Raw genomic sequence first — 19,971 nt, forward strand, 5'->3', positions numbered from 1 at the left:
TCGTGAGTAACTTGGACGGAAGCCCCTTCGGTTTCGGTGGTCATTTGCGGCAGACTGGTCAACTATGGCGAGACTTCCCGGCGGGCTGCCCGTCTGGCGTGGTCGCCGGCTGCTGGGCACCGACGAGGCCGGCCCCGCCGCCGGGGCGCCGCCGCCCGCGCTGCCGGCCGTCGATGCGGCCCACCACGCGGCGCTGCACTCCGTGGTGCTCGACGCGCTGAAGTTCGCCGACGTGGGGGCTCCGCCGTCGGTACACCTCGGAGGCTCCGCGACGGTGCGGTTCCGGGGCGGCGCGCTCGTCATCGGCCTGCCCCTGGCCTGGGGACTCTCCGCCGACCAGCTGCGCGTGCTGCTCACCCACGAGCTCGCCCTGCCCGCCTCGCGCCACCCCGACCTCGTGCGGGGCCTGCTCGACGCCCGCCACCGTACCCCGGCCGGGGAGAAGGCCGCCGCCCGCCACGCCCGCCTGCTCGCCGCCACCGAGCCGCTGCTGGCCGAGGCCGAACAGGTCCGCGACGCGGCCGCGATCACGGCGGCCGGCGGCGGCCTCTCCGCCGTCGAGGACGCGGCCCGGGCCCTGCTCAAGGCGGCCGCCATCCACGCCGCGTTCTCGGCCTTCGCCGCGGCGCCGCTGGCCTCGGGCACCATGTCGGCCTTCAACACCGGCTCCCTGCCGACGACCGGCCCGATCCGCGCGGAGGACCTGCACGCGGGCTGGCGGCTGCGGCTCTCCCGCTGGGGCGCGCCCACCGCCGACGTCGACCGCGAGGAGCTCGCCGGGCACCACCCCGGGCTCGCCGAGGAGCTGCGCGCCCCGGCCGACGGCCCGCTCGTGACCCTGGACCCCGACGCGGCCCACATCGACGAGCTCGGCCCGGCGGCGCTGCGCACCCTGGCCGCCGAGGTGCTGCCGTCCGGCCCGGGCGAGCCCTGGGTCCGGCTCGCCGACCTGCCCGTCGAGGCCTACCTGCCGGACGTGGAGCGACGGGCCCGGCAGTACGTCGAGGCGGTCCACGAGGTCCTGGGCCGCACGCCGGACGGGCGCGACGAGCTGGCCGGGACGTTGCTGCGCCGGCCGGTGGACGTGGAGCGGGCGCGGCGGGGCCTGCCGGCGGCCGCGGACTCGGAGCCGCCGCCGTGGATGGGGGCGGCGCTGCTGGCCGTGGTGGTCGAGTACACGCTGCTGCGCAAGGGCTGGCGGCGGGAGCATCCGCTGTTGCCGCGGCGGCTGGTCGCGCCGGACTCGGATGCGGTGCTGGACCTCAACGAGCTGGTACGCAGCGACCCGGGCGCCCTGCGCACGCACCTGGGCTGACGCTTGCCGCGCGTTCGCCCGCGGTCCTCGATGCGTCGGACGCGGGTCACGGCGAGCCGCGCCGACCGTCGGCCGACGTCCAGGTCCACTTCCGTCCGCTCCCGCACCGAGATCGCCGACGGCAACGCGCCACCATCCAGCCGCCGCGGCGCCGCAACGCGCCGCCGGGGGCCGAGCCGGCCAATCCGACCGTCGCCGCGCCGCCTGCACCGTCACAGCATCCCCGGAGCCGCCGTGGAAATCGGACGCTCCGCGTCCGACATATCGCATTCATACCCCGACGGGGATAAGTCCGAAATATCCGTGCGCGGAGCGCCGGATATTTCGGACAAGCGCGAGAGCTACAGGTTCGGCGCCTGCGTGATCGAGAGCTCGGCGGGCTGGATCACCATGTACCCGTTCTGCGTCCGCTGCTCCACCACCCCCGCCGCGAGCTGGTTCACGCCCGTGCCGTCGAACCGGACCCCGTTCCACGGCATGATCGTCTGGGTCGCGGGCAGCGTGAGCTGCTGGACCGAGTTGCGCACCGCCTGCTTCGTGTAGTCGCCCGCCTGGTCCATCGCCATCGCCAGGGTGAGCGTCGCCATGAACGCGTCCGCCGCGACCTCGGTCAGCTTGGTGTGGAACGCCTGCTCGAACATCGCGCCGATGACCTGCGCGGTCGGGTTGCGCGTGGCGAACTCGTTCGACCAGCCCGCGGCCCGCAGCGCGGTCGGGTTCTTCACGCCGTCGAGCGCGGCGACGCCCGGGCCGAGCGCGATCACCGAGGCGGTGCCCTTGAGCTTCACCGCGAGGTCGTTGGCGGCGCTCGCCTCGGCGGGGCTGGTGACGATGGCGAGCACCGCGTCGCCCTTCTGCACCTGCCCGTTCGGCTGGCCGGCCTCGCTGCCGGTGAGGGGCAGCACGTGGTCCTTGCCCGCGACGTCGTAGCCGGAGGACTGGCTGAGGTCCTCGATCGAGTTCTTGAGGCTCGCGACCTCCTTGCCGAGCTCGCCGCCCGGCGCGCCGGACGCGGTCACGATGCGCTTGACCTGGCCGTTCGTGCCCTTGTAGCGGTAGAGCAGGTCCAGCGCGGTGTTGACCAGGTGCCGGTCGGTCGGCTGGATGCGGAAGTGCCCGGCGCGGTTGGACTCGCTGAAGGTGTCCGACGTGGTCAAGCTGTCGACCAGGGAGACGCCGAGGAAGTCGGCGACCCGGCTGGTCGTCTGGGCGACGTCGATGGTGTCGGCGAGGATCAGGCCGACCGCGCCGTCGTCGACGAGCTTGGTCGCCTCCTTCTCGATCCGCTCCGGCGCGCTGGCGGTGTCGCCGGTCAGCAGCGTGAGCTTGGTGCCGCCGCGCAGGCCGACGCCGGGGCCGAGGGGCAGGGGCAGCGGCTTGCTCGGGACGTCGCGGTTGACCACCTCGATGGCGAGCCGGGCGCCGAGGGTGGCCTGCTGGCCGAGCTGCGCGTTGGGCCCGCTCGTGGGCACCAGGAGCCCGATCGCGACGCTGGCCGGCGGGGTCACGGCCGGCTTCGCGTCGCCCGTGCACGCCGACATGAGTAACGCCGACGCCAGCACCAGGGCAGTCACTGCGGGCCGTCGGCCCCGGGTGAGCACGGCGTATGACTCCTTGTGGCGCGTGGCTGGTCGGACGGCCGTATCCTTCCCGTCTGATCAATGCGTAGCAAGCCCGCTGTCCGGCTTCGAGTATTGTGACCTGCGCCACTATGACGTGGTTGGACACTGGTCGCAACCCTGGTTTGATAAGTGCCGCACGCTGCTCGGCAGCGCGATGACGCATGCGAAAGGTGTGGAGGGGTGCAGACCTTCGCTTCGCCGCCTTCGACGAGGGCTCCGGCCGTCGTGATGAAGGTGAACAGCCATCGCCGTAGGCGGCCCGGGGAACCGCAACGGCGCAGCGCATCCCTGTTCCGGGTGCGCGACTGGCGCGTGCCCACGAAGCTCGCGGCCGTGCTCGTGCTGCCCGCGGTGGCGTTCCTGGTCATCGCCGGCGTGCAGATCAACGTCTCCGTGCAGGACGCGACGAAGCTGGACCAGTTCGCCCAAGGGGTCAAGGTCGGCCGCCAACTGACCGATCTCATCCACCAGTTGCAGCTGGAGAGGGACCGAACGGTCGGATATCTCGCCAAGTCGACCAGTGGACCCCAGCCGTCCGGTCCGAATCAGGCCGCCGACGACCTGGCCGAGAGCCAGGCGGCGACCGACTCCGCGCTGCGCGCCTTCTCCGAGCAGGCCCGCCCGCTGCTCAAGAACCCGATCTTCAGCGGCGTGCAGAACCGGATGACCGCCGACTTCACCGACCTCGGCCTGGTCCGCGACGGCGTCGCGCACCGGTGGCTGCGCGAGGAGGCGGTGTTCGAGCAGTACTCGGTGACCATTCAGCACCTCTTCGACCTGGTGCCGGACCGGCCCGACATCGGCGGCGACTCCCAGTCGGTGGCCGAGGTCGCCTCGCTCATGGACCTCGCCCAGGCCAAGGAGCTCAAGGACCAGCTGCGCGGGCGGATCTTCGCCGCGGCCAGCGCCGGCAAGTTCGCGCCGGACGACTTCGAGACCTTCTCCGAGATCCAGGCGCGGCAGGTCGCCGCAGTCGAGCGGTTCCGCGCGTCGGCGAGCCCGGCCCACCTCGCGCTCTACGTGAGCAACCTGCGCCAGGACGCGGTCTCCACCGTCGCCCGGCTGCAGCAGGACATCATCTCCCGGGCCCGGGGCGCCGCGGTCGGCGTCTCCGCCGAGGACTGGTGGCGGGCGAGCACGCTGGAGCTGGGGTACATCCGCAGCATCGAGAAGGCGATGCTCGAGGACGCGATCACGGGCGCCGCCGACCGCAGCAGCACCCAGCGGACCAACGCCATCGTCGCCACTTCGGCGATCGTGCTGGTCATGCTCCTGGCGCTGCTGCTGTCCTGGCTCATCGGCCGGTCGATGGCCCGCTCGCTGCGCCAGCTGCGGGCCCAGGCGCTCGACGTGGCCCAGCATCGGCTGCCGGAGGCGATCCAGCGCCTGCGGACGCTGCCGCGGGGCGAGACGGTCACCGTCGACACCACGACCCGCGTGCGCTCGTCCGACGAGATCGGCGAGGTGGCGGACGCGTTCACCGCCGTGCACCGCAGCGCCGTCAGCCTCGCCGTCGAGCAGGCGGTCATGCGGCGCAACGTCAACTCGATGTTCGTCAACCTGGCCCGCCGGTCGCAGACGCTGGTCGAGCGCCAGCTGCAGCTGCTGGACCAGCTCGAGTCGGCCGAGACCGACCCGGACCAGCTGGCCAACCTGTTCCGCCTGGACCACCTGGCCACCCGCATGCGCCGCAACGACGAGAACCTGCTGGTCCTCGCGGGCAGCGAGGCGACCCGGCGGTGGGCCCAGCCCGTGTCGCTGTCCGCGGTCATGCTCGCGGCCATGGCGGAGATCGAGCAGTACGCCCGCATCCGCCAGGACGTGTCCAACGACGTCTTCGTCGTCGGCCACGCGGTCTCCGACATCGTGCACCTCTTCGCGGAGCTGCTGGAGAACGCGACCACGTTCTCGCCGCCGGACACCGTGGTGACGGTGACCGGCTGGCCGGCCCAGCAGGCCCGCGAGGCGACGATCGTCATCGAGGACAAGGGCATCGGCATGACCGAGTCCGGCCTCATCGAGGCGAACGAGCGCGTCTCCAGCCCGATCGCGATCGACGTGGCCGCCTCCGAGCGGATGGGTCTGGTCGTCGTCGGCCACCTCGCCGACCGGCACGGGGTGTCGGTGCGGCTCACGGCGAGCGAGGAGGGCGTGACGGCGTACGTCACCCTGCCCGCCCGCCTCCTCGCGGCCCCGCCGGACGGGGTCGGGCTCTACGGCAACAACGCGGCCACGCGGCTCGCGGGCGCGGCTCGCCTGCCGATCCCGGTCGACGGCGGCACCTCGCAGGCCCCGGCCGCGACCGAGCCCTCCGGCGAGCACCCGACCGCGGTCCTGCCGGCGCTGCCGTCCCGCCCGTCGAGGCCGGCCGAGGAGCCCGCGGATGACGAGGCGGATTCGGACGTACCGGCGGTGGCGGCGCCCCGGCTGCCGGAAGCGCCCGAGGCCGTGCCGGTCTCGGCGGTCCCGGTGTCCGCCGCGCCGGTGTCCGCGGTGCCTGTCTCGGCCGCACCTGTCTCAGCCGCGCCGGTGTCGGCCGCACCCGTCTCAGCCGCGCCCGTCTCGGCCACGCCGGTGTCAGCCGCACCCGTCTCGGCCACGCCGGTGTCGGACGCGCCCGTCTCGGCGGTCCCGGTGTCCGCGGCGCCGGGAGCGGCCGCGCCCGGCTCGCCGCCGAAGAGCGTCAACGGCGTCAAGCGCGGGCCGGTCCGCGCCGAGGACATCATCGCCGGTGCGTCGCGGCCCAACGGTGCGCCCGCGACGGCCGCGAAGGGCACTCGCTGGTGGTCGCGCGGTGGGGGCGGCGACGCTGCGGCCCCGGCCCCCGTCGTCCCGGCCCAGCGGCAGCCGGTGACCGCCGGCACGAGCAGTGCCGGGCTGCCGATCCGCGTGCCGCAGGCGCAGCTGCCGGGCGATCCGAGCGTGCCCGCGCCCGCGCCGGAGGAGACGCAGCAGGTCACGGTGGCCCACACCGAGCCGGACCCGGCCAGCGTCGGCAGCATGCTGACCCGGTTCTACAGTGGCGTGCATCGGGCCGCGAACGAGGACGAGGTGCCCACGGTGCCGATCAACGAACATCGAGGGAGCACGGCGTGACCCTGAGCCAACAAGCACGGGACCTGAGCTGGCTGATCAACGCGTTCACCGAGCGGGTCCCCGGCATCGCCCATGCTGTGGTGGTGTCCTCCGACGGCCTGCTCGTGGCCGTCTCGGACCATCTGCCCCGTGACAGCGCCGACCAGCTCGCCGCGGTCACGTCGGGCCTGGTGAGCGTCACCAGCGGCGCCGCGCGGATCTTCGACGGCGACGAGGTCAAGCAGACCGTGGTGGAGATGGGCCAGGGGTTCTTCCTGGTCATGTCGATCCGCGACGGCTCGATCCTGGCCACGCTGGCCGGCCGCGAGGCCGACATCGGCGTGGTCGGCTACGAGATGGCGCGCCTGGCCAAGCAGGCGGGCGAGATGCTGACCCCGGCGCTGCGCGCGGAGCTGCAACAGGCGCTGCCCCGCTGACGAGAACGAGACGGCCTCGGGGGCCGGGCTCTCCGCCCGGCTCCCCGAGGCCGTGTGGCTGTTGTGACGAGCGCGAAGGTCCGGCCGCCGCGCCCACCGCGGACGGTGAGGCCACGGGAGTTACGGTCCGGACCACGACGGACGTCGCGGTAGCTCTCCGCTGTTACTTGTCGAGGATGAGCCCGACCTTCTGGAATTCCTTGAGGTCGCGGTACCCGCACTTCGCCATCGCCCGCTTGAGCGCGCCGAACAGGTTGAGCGCGCCGTCGGGGTCCTCGGACGGGCCGTAGAGCACCTTCTCCAGCGTGCCCAGCACCGGCTCGGCCGAGCCGAAGGAGCCGCGGGGCAGCTTCGGGTGGCTCGCCGCCGAGTGCCACCAGGCGCCGCCGCCCGGGGCCGAGTCGCTGCGCGAGAGCGGCTCGCCGACCATCACGGCGTCGGCGCCGCAGCCCAGCGCCTTGGCGATGTCGCCCGAGGTCTGGATGTTGCCGTCGGCGATGATGTGCACGTAGCGCCCGCCGGTCTCGTCCAGGTAGTCGCGGCGCGCGTCCGCGGCGTCGGCGATCGCGGTCGCCATCGGCACCCGGATGCCGAGCACGCGGTCGGTCGTCGACCACTCGTCGGCGCCGATGCCCACGATGACGCCCGCGGCGCCGGTGCGCATCAGGTGCAGCGCGGTCTGGTAGTTGGTGCATCCGCCGACGATGACCGGCAGGTCGAGGTCGGCGATGAACTCCTTGAGGTTCAGCGGCTCGTCGGTGGTCGAGACGTGCTCGGCCGAGACCAGCGTGCCCTGGATGACCAGGATGTCCACGCCGGCGTCGAGGATCACCGGGGCGAGCGCCAGGGTGTGCTGCGGCGAGACGCGCACCGCGACCGTGATGCCGCCGTCGCGCATCTCCTTGACCCGCTCGCCGATCAGCTCGGGCTTGATCGGCTCCGCGTAGACCTCCTGGAGGCGCTGCGTGGCGGGGGCCTCGTCGTCGAGACCGGCCAGCTCCTCGAGGATCTTGGTCGGGTCGGCGTACCGCGTCCAGAGCCCCTCGACGTTGAGCACGCCCAGGCCGCCGAGCTTGCCGAGCGCGACCGCGGTGGCCGGGCTCATCGTGGCGTCGGACGGGTGAGCGACGCAGGGGATCTTGAACGGGTACGCGTCGAGCTGCCAGTTCGTGGAAACGTCGTCGACGTCGCGGGTGCGGCGCGTCGGGACGATCGCGATGTCGTCCAGGTGGTAGCCACGCCGGGCACTCTTGCTGAGCCCGATCTCGACCACGTCACGCATGTCAGCTCCTGTTGGAATAGGGGTGTTCGTCCACCGCGTCAGCGCGAGTGGTAGTTCGGGGCCTCGACGGTCATCTGGATGTCGTGCGGGTGGCTCTCCTTGAGGCCCGCCGCGGTGATCCGGATGAGCCGGGCGCGCTCGTGCATGTCGGCCACCGTGGCCGCGCCGACGTAGCCCATGCCGGAGCGCAGGCCGCCGATGAGCTGCTGGGCGACGGCGGAGAGGGGGCCGCGGTAGGCGACCTGGCCCTCGATGCCCTCCGGCACCAGCTTGTCGTCGGAGCTCACGTCGTCCTGGAAGTAGCGGTCCTTGGAGTAGGAGCGCGCCTGGCCGCGGGACTGCATCGCGCCGAGGGAGCCCATGCCGCGGTACGTCTTGAACTGCTTGCCGTTGATGAAGATCAGGTCGCCGGGGCTCTCCTCGCAGCCGGCCAGCAGGCTGCCCAGCATCACGGTGTCGGCGCCGGCCGCGATGCCCTTGGCGATGTCGCCGGAGTACTGCATGCCGCCGTCGGCGATGACCGGCACGCCCAGTGGACGACAGGCCCGGGACGCCTCCATGATCGCCGTGATCTGCGGCACACCCACGCCCGCGATGACCCGCGTGGTGCAGATCGAGCCGGGCCCGACGCCGATCTTGACCGCGTCGGCGCCGGCCTCGGCCAGCGCCCGGGCGCCCTCGTAGGTCGCCACGTTGCCGCCGACGACGTCGACCGCGGTGTCCTTCTTCAGCCGCTGCACCATCTCCACAACCATCCGGTTGTGCCCGTGTGCGGTGTCGACCATCACGATGTCGAGGCCGGCGTCGATCAGGGTGCGGGCCCGCTTGTAGCTGTCCTCGCCGACCCCGACGGCGGCGGCGACCCGCAGGCGGCCCGCGTCGTCCTTGGTCGCGTGCGGGAACTTCTCGCTCTTGGAGAAGTCCTTCACGGTGATCAGGCCGCGCAGCTTGCCGGAGCCGTCGACGATCGGCAGCTTCTCGACCTTGTGCTTGCGCAGCAGCGCGAGGGCCTCGTCCTTGCTGACCCCGACCCGCGCCGTGATGAGCGGGGTGACGGTCATGATGTCCCGCACCCGGGTCTCGGGGTCGGAGACGAAGCGCATGTCGCGGTTGGTCACGATGCCCACGAGCTGGCCGTCGGCGTCGGTGACCGGGACGCCGGAGATGCGGTACCGCCCGCAGAGCGCGTCCACCTCCCGCAGCGTCGCCTCGGGCGAACAGGTCACCGGGTTGGTCACCATGCCGGCCTCGGAGCGCTTGACCAGGTCGACCTGCTGGGCCTGGTCCTCGATCGAGAGGTTGCGGTGCAGGGTGCCGATGCCGCCCTGCCGGGCCATCGCGATCGCCATCCGGGCCTCGGTGACCGTGTCCATCGCGGAGGACACCAGCGGTATCCGGAGGGTGATGTTGCGGGTGATCCGGCTTGAGGTGTCGACGCCGCTGGGCACGACGTCCGATTCGCCCGGCAGCAGCAGCACGTCGTCGAAGGTCAGGCCCAAAGGCAGCACGTCAGGTCGGGAGAAATCCATGAAGCGCATCCCAGCTCTCGGTCGTCCGGCGGGTGCGTCTCATCGTACTTCCGCCCCGGCGGCGCACCCGTCCGCCATGGCAGAGCCGTGCCCGGCCCCACACCAGGGCCGAATGGGGATACCGTTGAGGCGTGCACGAAGAGCCCATCGACCCCTTCGCCGGCGACCCGGCCGATCCTTCGGCCGAGCTCGACGACAGCGGGAACGAAGACCCGTTGACCGCCGCCGAGCGCCAGGACGTTCTCGAGGACCTCGCGGACCTCGAGATCTACCAGGCGCTGCTCACGGCGATCGGCGTCCGTGGGCTCGTCATCGAGTGTGAGGACTGCCACGAGCCGCACTATTTCGACTGGGATTTGCTGCGGGGGAACCTGAAACACCTGCTCACGTCCGGTCGACCGCGCGTGCACGAGCCCGCCTTCGACCCCGATCCCGACCATTACGTCACATGGGAGTACGCGCGGGGTTACGCTGACGGTGTTCACGACGCACTGGCGAGTGCGACCGACGACGGCGACGGCTAGCAGGCCCTCGTTTAGGTTTCCCGCGCGGCGGGTACCGCAGCGGCATGCCCCGGATGGCCTGCAGCGCCGCTAACTCACGAGCCCGGCGCGGAACGCCGCCGCTACGGCGTGTGCCCGGTCGCGTGCGCCGAGCTTCCGGAACAGCCGGCGAGCGTGCGTCTTGACCGTGTCCTCGGAGACGAACAGCTCCCGCCCGATCTCGGCGTTGCTCTTGCCGTCCGCCATCCCGCGCAGCACCTGCAGCTCCCGCTCGGTGAGCTCCACCCGCCGGCGCGGAGGCTCGCCCGGCACGTCGCCGCGCTGCTGCGGCACGCCGGCCCCGGTCACCCGGGCCCCCGGCATCCCGACCGCGGTCCGCGCCGTCCCGGGCAGTCCGCGCCCGGCCTGCAGCATTCCCCCGGCCGCCTGGCTCGGCGCACCCATGCGCGCCTGGAGCACCGGCTCGCCGTTGCTGCGGCCCACCTGGCTCAGCACCAGCAGCACCGCCTTCGCGAGCGTCGTCACCGGGTCGGCCGTGTCGACCCGGATGACCGCCCGCGCGCCGGCCGCGATCGCCGCGGCGGCGGCCCGGGGCTCCTCCGTGCCGAAGAAGACCACGGTTGCGCCCGGCGCCACGGCCAGCACGCGGCGGGAGAACTCCGCACTGTCGGGACGGGCCAGCGTCGGGTCCGCCAGCACCAGGTCGGCCGGCTGCTCGGAAAGACGCGCCAGGGCCTCGACCATCGTGACGGCGGTCCGCACCGCGTGTGCCACTCCCAGCCTGGCCGCGGCCGCCGCAACCGTCTGTGCCGCGACCTGTGTTCGCACACACACCAAAATCGTACGCACCGTCGTGCTCCTCTCTCTCAAAGAGAGAAACACGAAAAGGCGAGATCTAGACGTGGTTTCACCGCGATTGGCCTACGAGAAATTGACCGACGACATGCCGTTACCTGTGGCGGTCTCGCGCGTTGTACCCGAAATGGGCAACGCGCGAATTCCAGGCCGCACGCCTGGAAGGAGGAGCGAATGACGAATGTGACTCGCCTGCCCGGTCCGATCGCGGACATTTGGGACTGGCAGCGGCTCGGGCTGTGCCGCGGACGGGACAGTGCCCAGTTCTTCCACCCCGACGGCGAGCGCGGCGCTTCGCGCGGTCGTCGGGAGTCCGCCGCCAAGAACGTCTGCCGGGCGTGCCCGGTGCGGGCGGAGTGCGCCGCGCAGGCGCTCACCACGCGGGAGCCCTACGGCGTGTGGGGCGGCTTCACCGAGGGCGAGCGGCTGCGGCTGCTGGCGCTGGGCTGGGAGGACGCCGCGGACCGGCGCCGCACCCGGGTCGACGTCGGGCGCCTGGAGGCGAAGCTGGGTCTGCGGCCGACCGCGCCGACGCCGTCGCCGAACCAGGGCGCCCAGCAGCCGCTGCGCGCGGTGCCGGCCCGCCCGGGCCCGACGCACCCGGCCCCCGGGGTGCCGTCGCAGCGGCGCCCGCAGGTGTCGGCCGGCAACGTCCGGTCCCGCACCGCGGCCCGCTAGGCGCTACTTCACCTCAATATCGATCGAGTGCCACCCCGTGGCGCCGTCGGGATCCGGCGGCGCCACGGCGTCTGTCTGCGTCTCGCCGCCGTTGTCGGTGGCGCGCACGGTGATGCGGTGCCGCCCCGGCGTGGCCTGCCACTTGAGGGTCCATTGCCGCCAGGTGTCGATCGACGGTACGGGCAGCAGGCTCGCGACCTGCCAGGCCCCGTCGTCCACCCGGACTTCGACCTTGGAAATGCCACGGTGCTGCGCCCAGGCCACGCCCGCAATCATGATCTCGCCCGCCCTGGGATTGCTCCCGTCCCGCGGTGTGTCGATTCTTGACTCGGTCTTGATCGGCCCCTTGGCGGCCCATCCGCGCTTGATCCAATAGGCGTCGAAATCGGCGAACGAGGTCAACTCGAGTTCGACCAGCCATTTGGTGGCGGACACATATCCGTACAACCCCGGCACCACCATCCGAACCGGAAACCCGTGCTCGACGGGCAGCGGCTCGCCATTCATGGCGATGGCCAGCATGGCGTCGCGGCCGTCCTGGAGCACCGCCGTCGGGGTGCCCGCGGTGAACCCGTCGATCGAGCGGCTCACGACCTGGTCGGCGCCGGGCCGGGGCCGCGCCTCGGCGAGCAGGTCGGAGATGCGCACACCCTGCCACTTCGCGTTGCCGATGAGGCCCCCGCCGACCTCGTTGGAGACGCAGGCCAGGGTGACGTACCGTTCGATCATGGGCCGTTTGAGCAGCTCGTCCCAGCTGATCGTGAGCTCCTTGTCGACCCGGCCGTGGATGCGCAGCTTCCAGTCCCGGGTGGTGAGCTGCGGGACGACCAGCGCGGTGTCGATCTGGTAGAAATCCTTGTTCGGCGTGACGAAGGGTGCGAGATCGGGCAGGGCCGCGTCCGCCTGGGGCGGCAGCGGCGCCACGCTGTTCGGGGCGACGGTGGGCAGATCGATCGACGCCCGGTCCTCCTCGACGTTGCGCCGGGTGGACCACCAGCGCCCGGCGAAGCCCACGATGGCGGCGCCCAGCAGGGTGTACCCGCTCGCGCGCAGGAACCACCGGCGGTCCTCGGCCGTGGCGTCGTCGCCGGCCTCGTGGGTGAGCAGCCAGTGCAGGACCCCGGCGCCGGCGGCCGCGCCCAGCAGCGTGGGGAGGAACGCATACCAGGGCGCGTTGTGGCGACTGAGCGCGGCGGCGATCCCGATGGCGCCGAAAAGAGCGATGCCGGCGTACCCCCACGAGCGCCGCCGAGTCGCGAGCACCCCGATGCCGGCCGCGAAGGCCGCGAGGACGACGAGCGTACCGATGCTCAGCGCAAGCTTGTCGTAGGTGTAGAACACCTCGACGGCCAGATCCTTGACCTTGGCCGGAACGCTGTCGACGACCACGCCGCCGACGCTGACCAACGGCGACGTGGACGCGCCGGTGAAGATCGCGACCACTTCGGCCACGCCGAGCGCGGTACCCGCGGCGGCGAGGCCGGCGAGCGCACCGAACTTTCGAGTGTGCACGGTTACAGCATGCGGCGATCATCCGTACCGCACCAAGCCGCGTAATGGGTCCCTAACCTTTTCCTGAGGCGGTCGTGACGCCGGCGTATTCCTCCGAACGCCCAACGTGACCGCTCCTGGCCCTTCGAGCCGCTCGGACAGCTCGACCGGCTCGGCACCTGGGGCGGCTCGAACGCGGCTCCGCCCGCTCAACGCGCCGGGCTCGGCATCCTCCGGCGGGCTCGGCTCTGCTCAACGGGCGGGCGAGAACCACGAGCACTCAGCCGGCCCTCAGCGCGCACGACCACCCCGCCAAAGCCGCAGCGGGCGTGACCGCCGCCAACGTCCAGCAGCGAGCGGGCCGCGGCCCGGAAATTCGCAAACCGAATTTATCGCCCACAGGCGAAAAATCCGATAAGTCGCGGCGCGGAGCGCCCGACTTGTCGGGCCAACACCCCCGAGAACGCCGACGAGCCCCGGGCCGAAACCCGGGGCTCGTCGAACGTGCGATGCGAAACCGGTCAGAAGCCCGGCCCGTGCGAGTGCCCGTGGCCGTGGCCGTGTCCGTGGCCACCGGCAGCCGGCTCGGCCGCCTCCGGCTTGTCCACGATCAGGCTCTCGGTCGTGAGCAGCAGACCCGCGATCGACGCGGCGTTGGCCACCGCGCTGTGGGTCACCTTCACCGGGTCGACGATGCCGGACTTGACCAGGTCGACGTACTCGCCCGTGGCCGCGTCGAGGCCCTGGCCGAAGTCGAGGGCCTGGACCTTGCCGACCACGACGTAGCCGTCGAAGCCCGCGTTCTGGGCGATCCACCGCAGCGGCTCCACGAGGGCCTTGCGGACGATCGCGACGCCGACCTTCTCGTCGCCGGTCAGGCCGAGGTCGCCGTCGAGGACCGAGGCGACCTGGGCGAGGGCCGCGCCGCCGCCCGGGACGATGCCCTCCTGCACCGCGGCCTTGGTCGCCGAGATGGCGTCCTCGATGCGGTGCTTGCGCTCCTTCATCTCGATCTCGGTCGCGGCGCCGGCCTTGACGACCGCGACGCCGCCGGAGAGCTTGGCGATGCGCTCGTTCAGCTTCTCCTTGTCCCAGTCGCTGTCGGAGGCCTCGACCTCCTTGCGGAGCTGGTCGACGCGGCCGGTGACCTCGGACTGGTCGCCGCCGCCGTCCACGATCGTGGTCAGGTCCTTGGTGACCACGACGCGGCGGGCGGTGCCGAGCTGCTCGAGACCCGTGTTCTCGAGCTTGTAGCCCAGCTCGGGCGCGACGAGCTCGGCGCCGGTCAGGATCGCGATGTCCTGCAGCATGGCCTTGCGGCGCTCGCCGAAGCCGGGGGCCTTGACCGCGACGACCTTGAAGGTCTTGCGGATGGCGTTCACCACGAGGGTCGACAGGGCCTGGCCCTCGACGTCCTCGGCGATGATCAGCAGCGGCTTGCTGTTCTGGACGATCTTCTCCAGCAGCGGCAGGAGCTCCTCGATGGCGGAGATCTTCTGCGTGGTGATGAGGACGTAGGCGTCCTCGAGGACCGCCTCCTGCGCCTCGCCGTCGGTGACGAAGTGCGGGGAGACGAAGCCCTTGTCGAACTGCATGCCCTCGGTGACCTCGAGCTCGGTGGTGAGCATCGAGCCCTCCTCCACCGTGATGACGCCGTCGCGGCCGACGCGCTCCATGGCCGAGGCGATCAGGTCGCCGATGGTGGCGTCCTGGGCCGAGATGGTGGCGACCTGGGCGATCTCGGTGTGGCTGTCGACCGCGGTGGCCTTGTCCTTGAGGGCCTGGACGATCGCGGCGGCGGCCTGGTCGATGCCGCGCTTCACGCCGGCCGGGTTGGCGCCGGCGGCCACGTTGCGCAGGCCCTCGCGGACAAGCGCCTGGGCCAGGACGGTCGCGGTGGTGGTGCCGTCACCCGCGACGTCGTTGGTCTTGGTGGCGACCTCTTTGACCAGCTGCGCGCCGAGGTTCTCGTAGGGGTTGGCGAGCTCGATCTCCTTGGCGATCGTCACGCCGTCGTTGGTGATGGTCGGGGCGCCGAATTTCTTGTCCAGGACGACGTTGCGCCCGCGGGGGCCGAGCGTGACCTTGACCGTGTCGGCCAGGTGGTTGACGCCGTGCTCCAGAAGGTGGCGCGCCTCGTCGGAGAAGCTCAGGATCTTCGCCATGCGTGTGGATTCCCTTCAAAGCGACACCGCCCCGGCTGCCTCGCGCCTGTTCGCACGGGTCCGGGGCGGTGGCCACTGCTTCTAGTGAAAAACGGTCACTTCTCGATGACGGCGAGGACGTCGCGGGCCGAGAGCACGAGGTACTCCGAGCCGGCGTACTTGACCTCGGTGCCGCCGTACTTCGAGTAGATGACGGTGTCGCCGACCTTGACGTCGATCGGCACCCGGTTGCCCTTGTCGTCGATGCGACCCGGGCCCACCGCGATGACGGTGCCCTCCTGGGGCTTCTCCTTCGCGGTGTCCGGAATGACGATGCCCGAGGCGGTGGTCGTCTCAGCCTCGTTGGCCTGGACCAGGATGCGGTCCTCGAGCGGCTTGATCGCAACCTGCGTCGCGGTAGTCACGGGCATACCCTCCTGGGGTATCGAGCTTGCTAATCGAGTGCCCGGTGAAGCCGTCGTCGCGGGTGCCGGCCCCGGCCGGGTATGTCTGGCACCCTCGGCAGGAGAGTGCTAACTCGGAGGTTATGCCGGTCGCTAGCACTCCGTCAACTAGAGTGCCAGACACGCCACGAAATCACCCCGGACTTTGAAGGATCACGTGCGCCCCGAGGATGTGCAGCCCCTGTTCACGGCGGCCGGCCGGGACGCGCTGGCGGCCGCGTCCGAGCTGCACGACGGCGATCCGCTGGCCGCGGCCTCGGCCCTGCGCGCGCGGGGCATGCCGCCCGAGCTCGCCGCGGCGGCGCTGACCCAGGTGGCGCTGCGGCGCAGGGCGGCGGCGAAGTTCGGTACCGATGCCGCCGTCATGTTCTTCACCCGCGCCGGACTGGAGCAGGCGACCCGGGCCACCGTCGCGCGGAGAAGGGCCGAACGGCTCGCCGCGGCCGGCGTGACCCGGGTGGCCGACCTGGGCTGCGGGATCGGCGCGGACACGATCGCGTTCGCCCGGGCCGGGATGCGCGTGCTGGCCGTGGAGGCCGACCCCGCCACGGCCGAGGTCGCCCGGGCCAACGTCCAGGCGCTCGGCCTCGCCGACCGGGTCCTCGTCGAGGCGCGCGACGCGACCGAGACTCCGCTGGTCGCGATCGACGCGGTGTTCTGCGACCCGGCCCGGCGCACGTCGGGCGGGCGGCGGGTGTTCGACCCGCGGGCCTACTCGCCGCCCTGGGACTTCGTCACCGCGCTGCCGGCCCGGGTCCCGCACACGGTGCTCAAGCTCGCGCCGGGGATCGACCACGCGCTGCTGCCGGAGGGCGCGGAGGGCGAGTGGGTGTCGGTCGACGGGGACGTGGTCGAGGCGGCGGCCTGGTGCGGGCCCCTGGCCGAGGTCCCGCGGCGGGCGACGCTCGTCCGGGACGGGCGAGTTGCGCACATCACAGGCACCGGCGACCGGAAGGCCCCGGTCGGGCCCATCGGCTCGTACCTCTACGACCCCGACGGCGCCGTGGTGCGCTCGCACCTGATCGCCGAGCTGGCCGAGACCCTGGACGGCACGCTGCTGGACGAGTCCATCGCCTACATAACCACGCAATCACCAAGGGCCACGGTATTCGCCAAGTGCTATGCGGTGACCGAGACGTTGCCGATCGCGCTCAAGAAGCTGCGCGCGGCGCTGCGGGACCGGAACATCGGCGCGCTGCAGATCCTCAAGCGCGGCTCGGCCCACGACGTGGAGGACCTGCGCCGGCAGCTCAGACTCCAGGGGACGGAAAGCGCCGTCCTGGCGCTCACCCGCATCGACCACCAGCCCGCGGCCATCCTCCTCAGACCAGTGGATGCCCGAGGCGCCGCTGCAGGTCGCTGAGCGTGTCGTCGGCCAGCGCCTCGGGCGGGCGCAGACCGAGCTGGCTGAGCAGGTGCCGCCCGGTGTCACGGCACATCTCGTAGGTGAGGCGGTCGTTGAGCCAGCGCAGCCACTCCACGATGTCGTTGACGTAGAAGGCCACGCTCTGCTCGGAGTTGCGCTGCCGGCGCTCCTCGGCCACCACCACCAGGGCCGCGGCCAGGCGCCGCCGCGCGAAGTCGTGCCCGGCCAGGGCGTCGGCGAACGCGTCGGCCCGGTGCCGGGGCGCGGTCGGGGACACGGTCAGCTTCGGGAACGGCGGCTCGCCCGCGGTCCACACCTGCGCGCTGCGGGGCACGAACTCGGGGTCCAGCACGACCTCGACCCGCGAGGCGTGGCCGGGGTCGTCGACGGCGACGAGCACGCGCGGGCTGTGGCTGGTGACCTTGGTGACGTACCGCGAAAGCCCCCCGCCCTCCTCGACACAGAACTTGGCGTCCGGCAGCTTCAGCGGCCCGTCGAAGACCAGCTTGCCGACCCGGGGACCGGCTCCCTGCCAGAGCCGCACCCGCACCAGGCCGACCTGCGGCCGCGCGGCGATGCGGACGTGGTGCTCGGTCGCGGTCACCGCGCCGTCGCCGTCGAACACCGACAGGTCGACGCCGCTCGTCGCGCCCAGGAACAGGTGGCCGTGGCCGAGGTACAGCTGGACCGAGCCGATCTGCATGTCGCTATTGTGGGCCAGTGGCGAGCAAGGGCACCCCGGCGACCGCGCTGCTGACGCGCTCGAAGGTCGCGTTCACCCCGCACACCTACGAGGTCGACCCGCGCGCCTCCTCCTACGGCGAGGCGGCCGCCGCGGCCCTCGGCGTCGACCCGGCGCGGCTGTTCAAGACGCTGGTGACGACCGTCGACGGGCAGCTGACCGTCGGCGTGGTGCCGGTCTCGGCCTCGCTGGACCTCAAGGCGCTCGCGGCCGCGGTCGGCGGCAAGCGCGCCGCGATGGCCGAGCCCGCCGCGGCCGAGCGCGCGACCGGCTACGTCACCGGCGGGATCTCCCCGGTCGGGCAGCGCTCGCGGCTGCCGATCGTCATCGACGCCTCGGCCGAGGGGTTCCCCACGATGTACGTCTCCGGCGGCCGCCGCGGCCTGCAGATCGAGCTCGCCCCGGCCGACCTCGTGCAGGTCACCGGCGCGACCCTGGCGCCGATCGCGTCGCACTGACACCATGGCGCTCGTGCGGGCTTCAGACGAGGACCGGCAGCGGGTGATCGGGGTCCTGCAACGGCACACCGAGGAGGGCCGGCTGTCGCTGGACGAGTTCTCCGACCGGGTCGGGACCGTCTACGCCGCGAGGACCCTCGACGACCTGCGCGCCGCGGTCGCGGATCTCCCCGCACTCGCCCCGGTGCCCGCCGCCGAGCCCCCCGACCGCCACCTGTTGGTGATCTTTGCCCTGGCCATCGCCGTGGTGGCGGTCTTCGCGGTCGTCTACGCGCTGCTCAAGTAGCGCGGGAGCCGTGCCAGGACCGCCAGAGCGCGGCGTAGGCGCCCCCGGCCGCGACCAGCTCGTCGTGGCTGCCCAGCTCGGTGATCCGCCCGTCCTCGACCACCGCGACCCGGTCGGCGTCGTGCGCGGAGAAGAGCCGGTGCGCGATCGCGATCACGGTCCGGCCCTCCAGCGCCCCGGCGAGCGACCGCTCCAGGTGCCGGGCGGCGCGCGGGTCGATGAGCGAGGTCGCCTCGTCGAGGACCAGCGTGTGCGGGTCGGCCAGCACGAGCCGGGCGAGCGCGAGCTGCTGCGCCTGGGCCGGCGACAGCGACAGCGACGCGGTGTCGAGGCCCTGCGGCAGCGCGAGCGCCCAGTCCAGCGCGTCGACGGTGGCCAGGGCCGCGCACAGCTCGGCGTCGGTCGCGCCCGCGCGGGCCAGGGTCAGGTTGTCGCGCAGGCTGCCCATGAACACGTGGTGCTCCTGGGTCACGAGCGCGACGTGGCCGCGCAGCTCGTCGAGGGGCAGATTTCGCAGCGGTACCGTCCCGAGCTCGATCACCCCCGACCGCGGCGCGTGGATCCCCGCGAGCAGCCGCCCCAGCGTGGACTTGCCGGCGCCGCTGGGGCCGACCATGGCGAGCCGCTCCCCCGGCCGCACGGCGAGGTCGATGCCGTGCAGGACGTCGCGACCGTCGACGTAGGAGTATCGGACGTCCTTGGCCACCAGCACCTCGTCGACCGGCTGGGGGCCGCCGGCCGGGATCGGCGGCTCGGCCGCGGCGCGCACGCCGATGAGGCGCGCGAAGGAGGCGAGGCCGAGCTGCAGCTGGTCGACGTAGCTGAGGATGCGGTCGAGCGGGTCGATGATCGACACGAAGTACAGGACCGCGGCGGTGACCTGGCCGACGCTCGCCCAGCCCTCGAGCACGAACCAGCCGCCCGCGACCAGGGTGAGGGCGGCGGGCAGCGCGTAGCCGAACTCGGAGAGCGGGAACCAGACCGTGCGCAGGCGCAGGGTGTACATCGCCGCGGCGTACGTGTCCTCGAGCTGCTCGCGGGTCCGTTCGAGGCGGCGCTGCCGCAGCCCGAGGGTCTCGACGGTCCGGGCGCCCTCGACGGTCTCGGCGAGGCCGTCGGCCATGCGGGCCAGCGCCGCGGTCTCGCGCAGGTAGCCGGCGTTGGCGCGGCGGAAGTACCAGCGCGACGGGAGGTACAGCAGCGGCAGGGCCAGCAGCCCGGGCAGCAGCAGGATCGGCCCGACCAGCGCGACGGCGACCAGGGTCAGCAGCATCTGCAGGCCGCCGACGACGATCGTGGGCAGCGCCGACTGCACCGAGTCGGAGGTCTGCGAGACGTCCCGGGAGGCGCGGCTGAGCAGGTCGCCGGTGCCGGCCCGCTCCACGGTGGACAGCGGCACCGCCAGCACCCCGTCGACGAACTCCTCGCGCAGCCGGGCGAGCACGCGCTCGGCGAGCTGCGCGGCGGCGACGCGGGCGTAGCGCACGAGCACCGCCTGCGCGACGACGAACCCGGCGATGGCCAGCGCGATGCGATCGACGGTCCACGCGGTCGTCCCGGCCGCGACCCGCTCGACGAGCGCGCCGAGCAGCGGGGGCGCGGCGAGGCCGGCGGCGGCCCCGACGATGTGCAGCGCGAGGACCCCGGCGAGCCGCCAGGGGTAGTCGGTGAACAGCGTGCGCAGGTAGGCGCGCACCTCCCCGCCGGATGCGATCGGCAGCACC

General features: G+C 72.5%; 16 protein-coding genes and 1 pseudogene. 8 read left to right on the top strand and 9 right to left on the bottom strand.

Annotated features, from left to right (window positions below; genetic code table 11):
• Window positions 1–64: 64 nt before the first annotated feature.
• Window positions 65–1,315, top strand: a complete 1,251-nt coding sequence (locus ACQP1P_RS43870) for a hypothetical protein (protein ID WP_433080712.1) — start codon at window positions 65–67, stop codon at window positions 1,313–1,315.
• A gap of 341 nt (window positions 1,316–1,656) precedes the next feature.
• Here ACQP1P_RS43870 and ACQP1P_RS43875 read toward each other — a convergent pair whose 3' ends face one another.
• On the bottom strand, window positions 1,657–2,889 hold the full coding sequence (locus ACQP1P_RS43875) for an ABC transporter substrate-binding protein (protein ID WP_433080714.1): 1,233 nt from the start codon (window positions 2,887–2,889) through the stop codon (window positions 1,657–1,659).
• Window positions 2,890–3,234: 345 nt separating this feature from the next.
• Between ACQP1P_RS43875 and ACQP1P_RS43880 the strand changes: the two genes are divergently transcribed.
• Window positions 3,235–6,033, top strand: a complete 2,799-nt coding sequence (locus tag ACQP1P_RS43880) for a nitrate- and nitrite sensing domain-containing protein (RefSeq protein WP_433080716.1) — start codon at window positions 3,235–3,237, stop codon at window positions 6,031–6,033.
• On the top strand, window positions 6,030–6,449 hold the full coding sequence (locus ACQP1P_RS43885; RefSeq protein WP_425556692.1) for a roadblock/LC7 domain-containing protein: 420 nt from the start codon (window positions 6,030–6,032) through the stop codon (window positions 6,447–6,449). Before ACQP1P_RS43880 ends, ACQP1P_RS43885 begins: the two co-directional genes overlap by 4 nt.
• Before the next feature lie 163 nt (window positions 6,450–6,612).
• Here ACQP1P_RS43885 and ACQP1P_RS43890 read toward each other — a convergent pair whose 3' ends face one another.
• Window positions 6,613–7,731: a GuaB3 family IMP dehydrogenase-related protein gene (locus ACQP1P_RS43890; protein WP_433080718.1), complete on the bottom strand. Its 1,119-nt coding sequence runs from the start codon at window positions 7,729–7,731 to the stop codon at window positions 6,613–6,615.
• Window positions 7,732–7,769: 38 nt separating this feature from the next.
• Window positions 7,770–9,269: an IMP dehydrogenase gene (gene guaB / locus ACQP1P_RS43895; RefSeq protein ID WP_433080720.1), complete on the bottom strand. Its 1,500-nt coding sequence runs from the start codon at window positions 9,267–9,269 to the stop codon at window positions 7,770–7,772.
• A 122-nt stretch (window positions 9,270–9,391) separates the two neighbouring features.
• Here guaB and ACQP1P_RS43900 point away from each other — a divergent pair, with 122 nt between their 5' ends.
• The gene (locus ACQP1P_RS43900; RefSeq protein WP_350611924.1) at window positions 9,392–9,784 is read left to right on the top strand and encodes a DUF5319 domain-containing protein; all 393 of its coding nucleotides are present in this window, start codon (window positions 9,392–9,394) and stop codon (window positions 9,782–9,784) included.
• A gap of 69 nt (window positions 9,785–9,853) precedes the next feature.
• On the opposite strand, the gene ACQP1P_RS43905 is transcribed toward ACQP1P_RS43900, so the two are convergent.
• Entirely contained in the window at window positions 9,854–10,612 is a 759-nt protein-coding gene (locus ACQP1P_RS43905) for a helix-turn-helix transcriptional regulator (RefSeq protein WP_433080722.1), read from the bottom strand.
• A gap of 180 nt (window positions 10,613–10,792) precedes the next feature.
• On the opposite strand from ACQP1P_RS43905, the pseudogene ACQP1P_RS43910 reads away from it, so the two are divergent.
• Window positions 10,793–11,167, top strand: a pseudogene (locus tag ACQP1P_RS43910) (WhiB family transcriptional regulator); the annotation flags it as partial.
• Between the two features lie 132 nt (window positions 11,168–11,299).
• Here the strand turns inward: ACQP1P_RS43910 and ACQP1P_RS43915 are convergent.
• The 3 genes from ACQP1P_RS43915 to groES all read right to left on the bottom strand — a co-directional run bounded on the left by ACQP1P_RS43915 (window position 11,300) and on the right by groES (window position 15,362).
• Entirely contained in the window at window positions 11,300–12,808 is a 1,509-nt protein-coding gene (locus ACQP1P_RS43915) for a molybdopterin-dependent oxidoreductase (RefSeq protein WP_433080724.1), read from the bottom strand.
• A gap of 500 nt (window positions 12,809–13,308) precedes the next feature.
• Window positions 13,309–14,952: a chaperonin GroEL gene (gene groL, locus ACQP1P_RS43920; protein ID WP_433080726.1), complete on the bottom strand. Its 1,644-nt coding sequence runs from the start codon at window positions 14,950–14,952 to the stop codon at window positions 13,309–13,311.
• Between the two features lie 95 nt (window positions 14,953–15,047).
• Window positions 15,048–15,362, bottom strand: a complete 315-nt coding sequence (groES, locus tag ACQP1P_RS43925; RefSeq protein ID WP_223099008.1) for a co-chaperone GroES — start codon at window positions 15,360–15,362, stop codon at window positions 15,048–15,050.
• A 190-nt stretch (window positions 15,363–15,552) separates the two neighbouring features.
• Here groES and ACQP1P_RS43930 point away from each other — a divergent pair, with 190 nt between their 5' ends.
• Window positions 15,553–16,758: a class I SAM-dependent methyltransferase gene (locus tag ACQP1P_RS43930; protein WP_433080728.1), complete on the top strand. Its 1,206-nt coding sequence runs from the start codon at window positions 15,553–15,555 to the stop codon at window positions 16,756–16,758.
• On the opposite strand, the gene ACQP1P_RS43935 is transcribed toward ACQP1P_RS43930, so the two are convergent.
• Complete coding sequence (locus ACQP1P_RS43935; protein ID WP_433080730.1) at window positions 16,718–17,464, bottom strand: hypothetical protein; 747 nt, start codon at window positions 17,462–17,464, stop codon at window positions 16,718–16,720. The two genes, ACQP1P_RS43930 and ACQP1P_RS43935, sit on opposite strands and share 41 nt — an antisense overlap.
• A gap of 17 nt (window positions 17,465–17,481) precedes the next feature.
• On the opposite strand from ACQP1P_RS43935, the gene ybaK reads away from it, so the two are divergent.
• Together ybaK and ACQP1P_RS43945 are read left to right on the top strand one after the other, a co-directional pair.
• A complete protein-coding gene (gene ybaK / locus ACQP1P_RS43940) occupies window positions 17,482–17,961 on the top strand; it encodes a Cys-tRNA(Pro) deacylase (protein WP_433080732.1) in 480 nt (159 codons plus the stop codon).
• Window positions 17,962–17,965: 4 nt separating this feature from the next.
• Complete coding sequence (locus tag ACQP1P_RS43945; RefSeq protein WP_433080734.1) at window positions 17,966–18,247, top strand: DUF1707 SHOCT-like domain-containing protein; 282 nt, start codon at window positions 17,966–17,968, stop codon at window positions 18,245–18,247.
• Here the strand turns inward: ACQP1P_RS43945 and ACQP1P_RS43950 are convergent.
• A complete protein-coding gene (locus ACQP1P_RS43950; RefSeq protein WP_433080736.1) occupies window positions 18,240–19,970 on the bottom strand; it encodes an ABC transporter ATP-binding protein in 1,731 nt (576 codons plus the stop codon). The genes ACQP1P_RS43945 and ACQP1P_RS43950 overlap by 8 nt on opposite strands.
• Window position 19,971: the final 1 nt, after the last annotated feature.

Origin of the sequence: Dactylosporangium sp. CA-052675 (genome assembly GCF_050947935.1) — a bacterium.
GTDB lineage: Bacteria > Actinomycetota > Actinomycetes > Mycobacteriales > Micromonosporaceae > Dactylosporangium.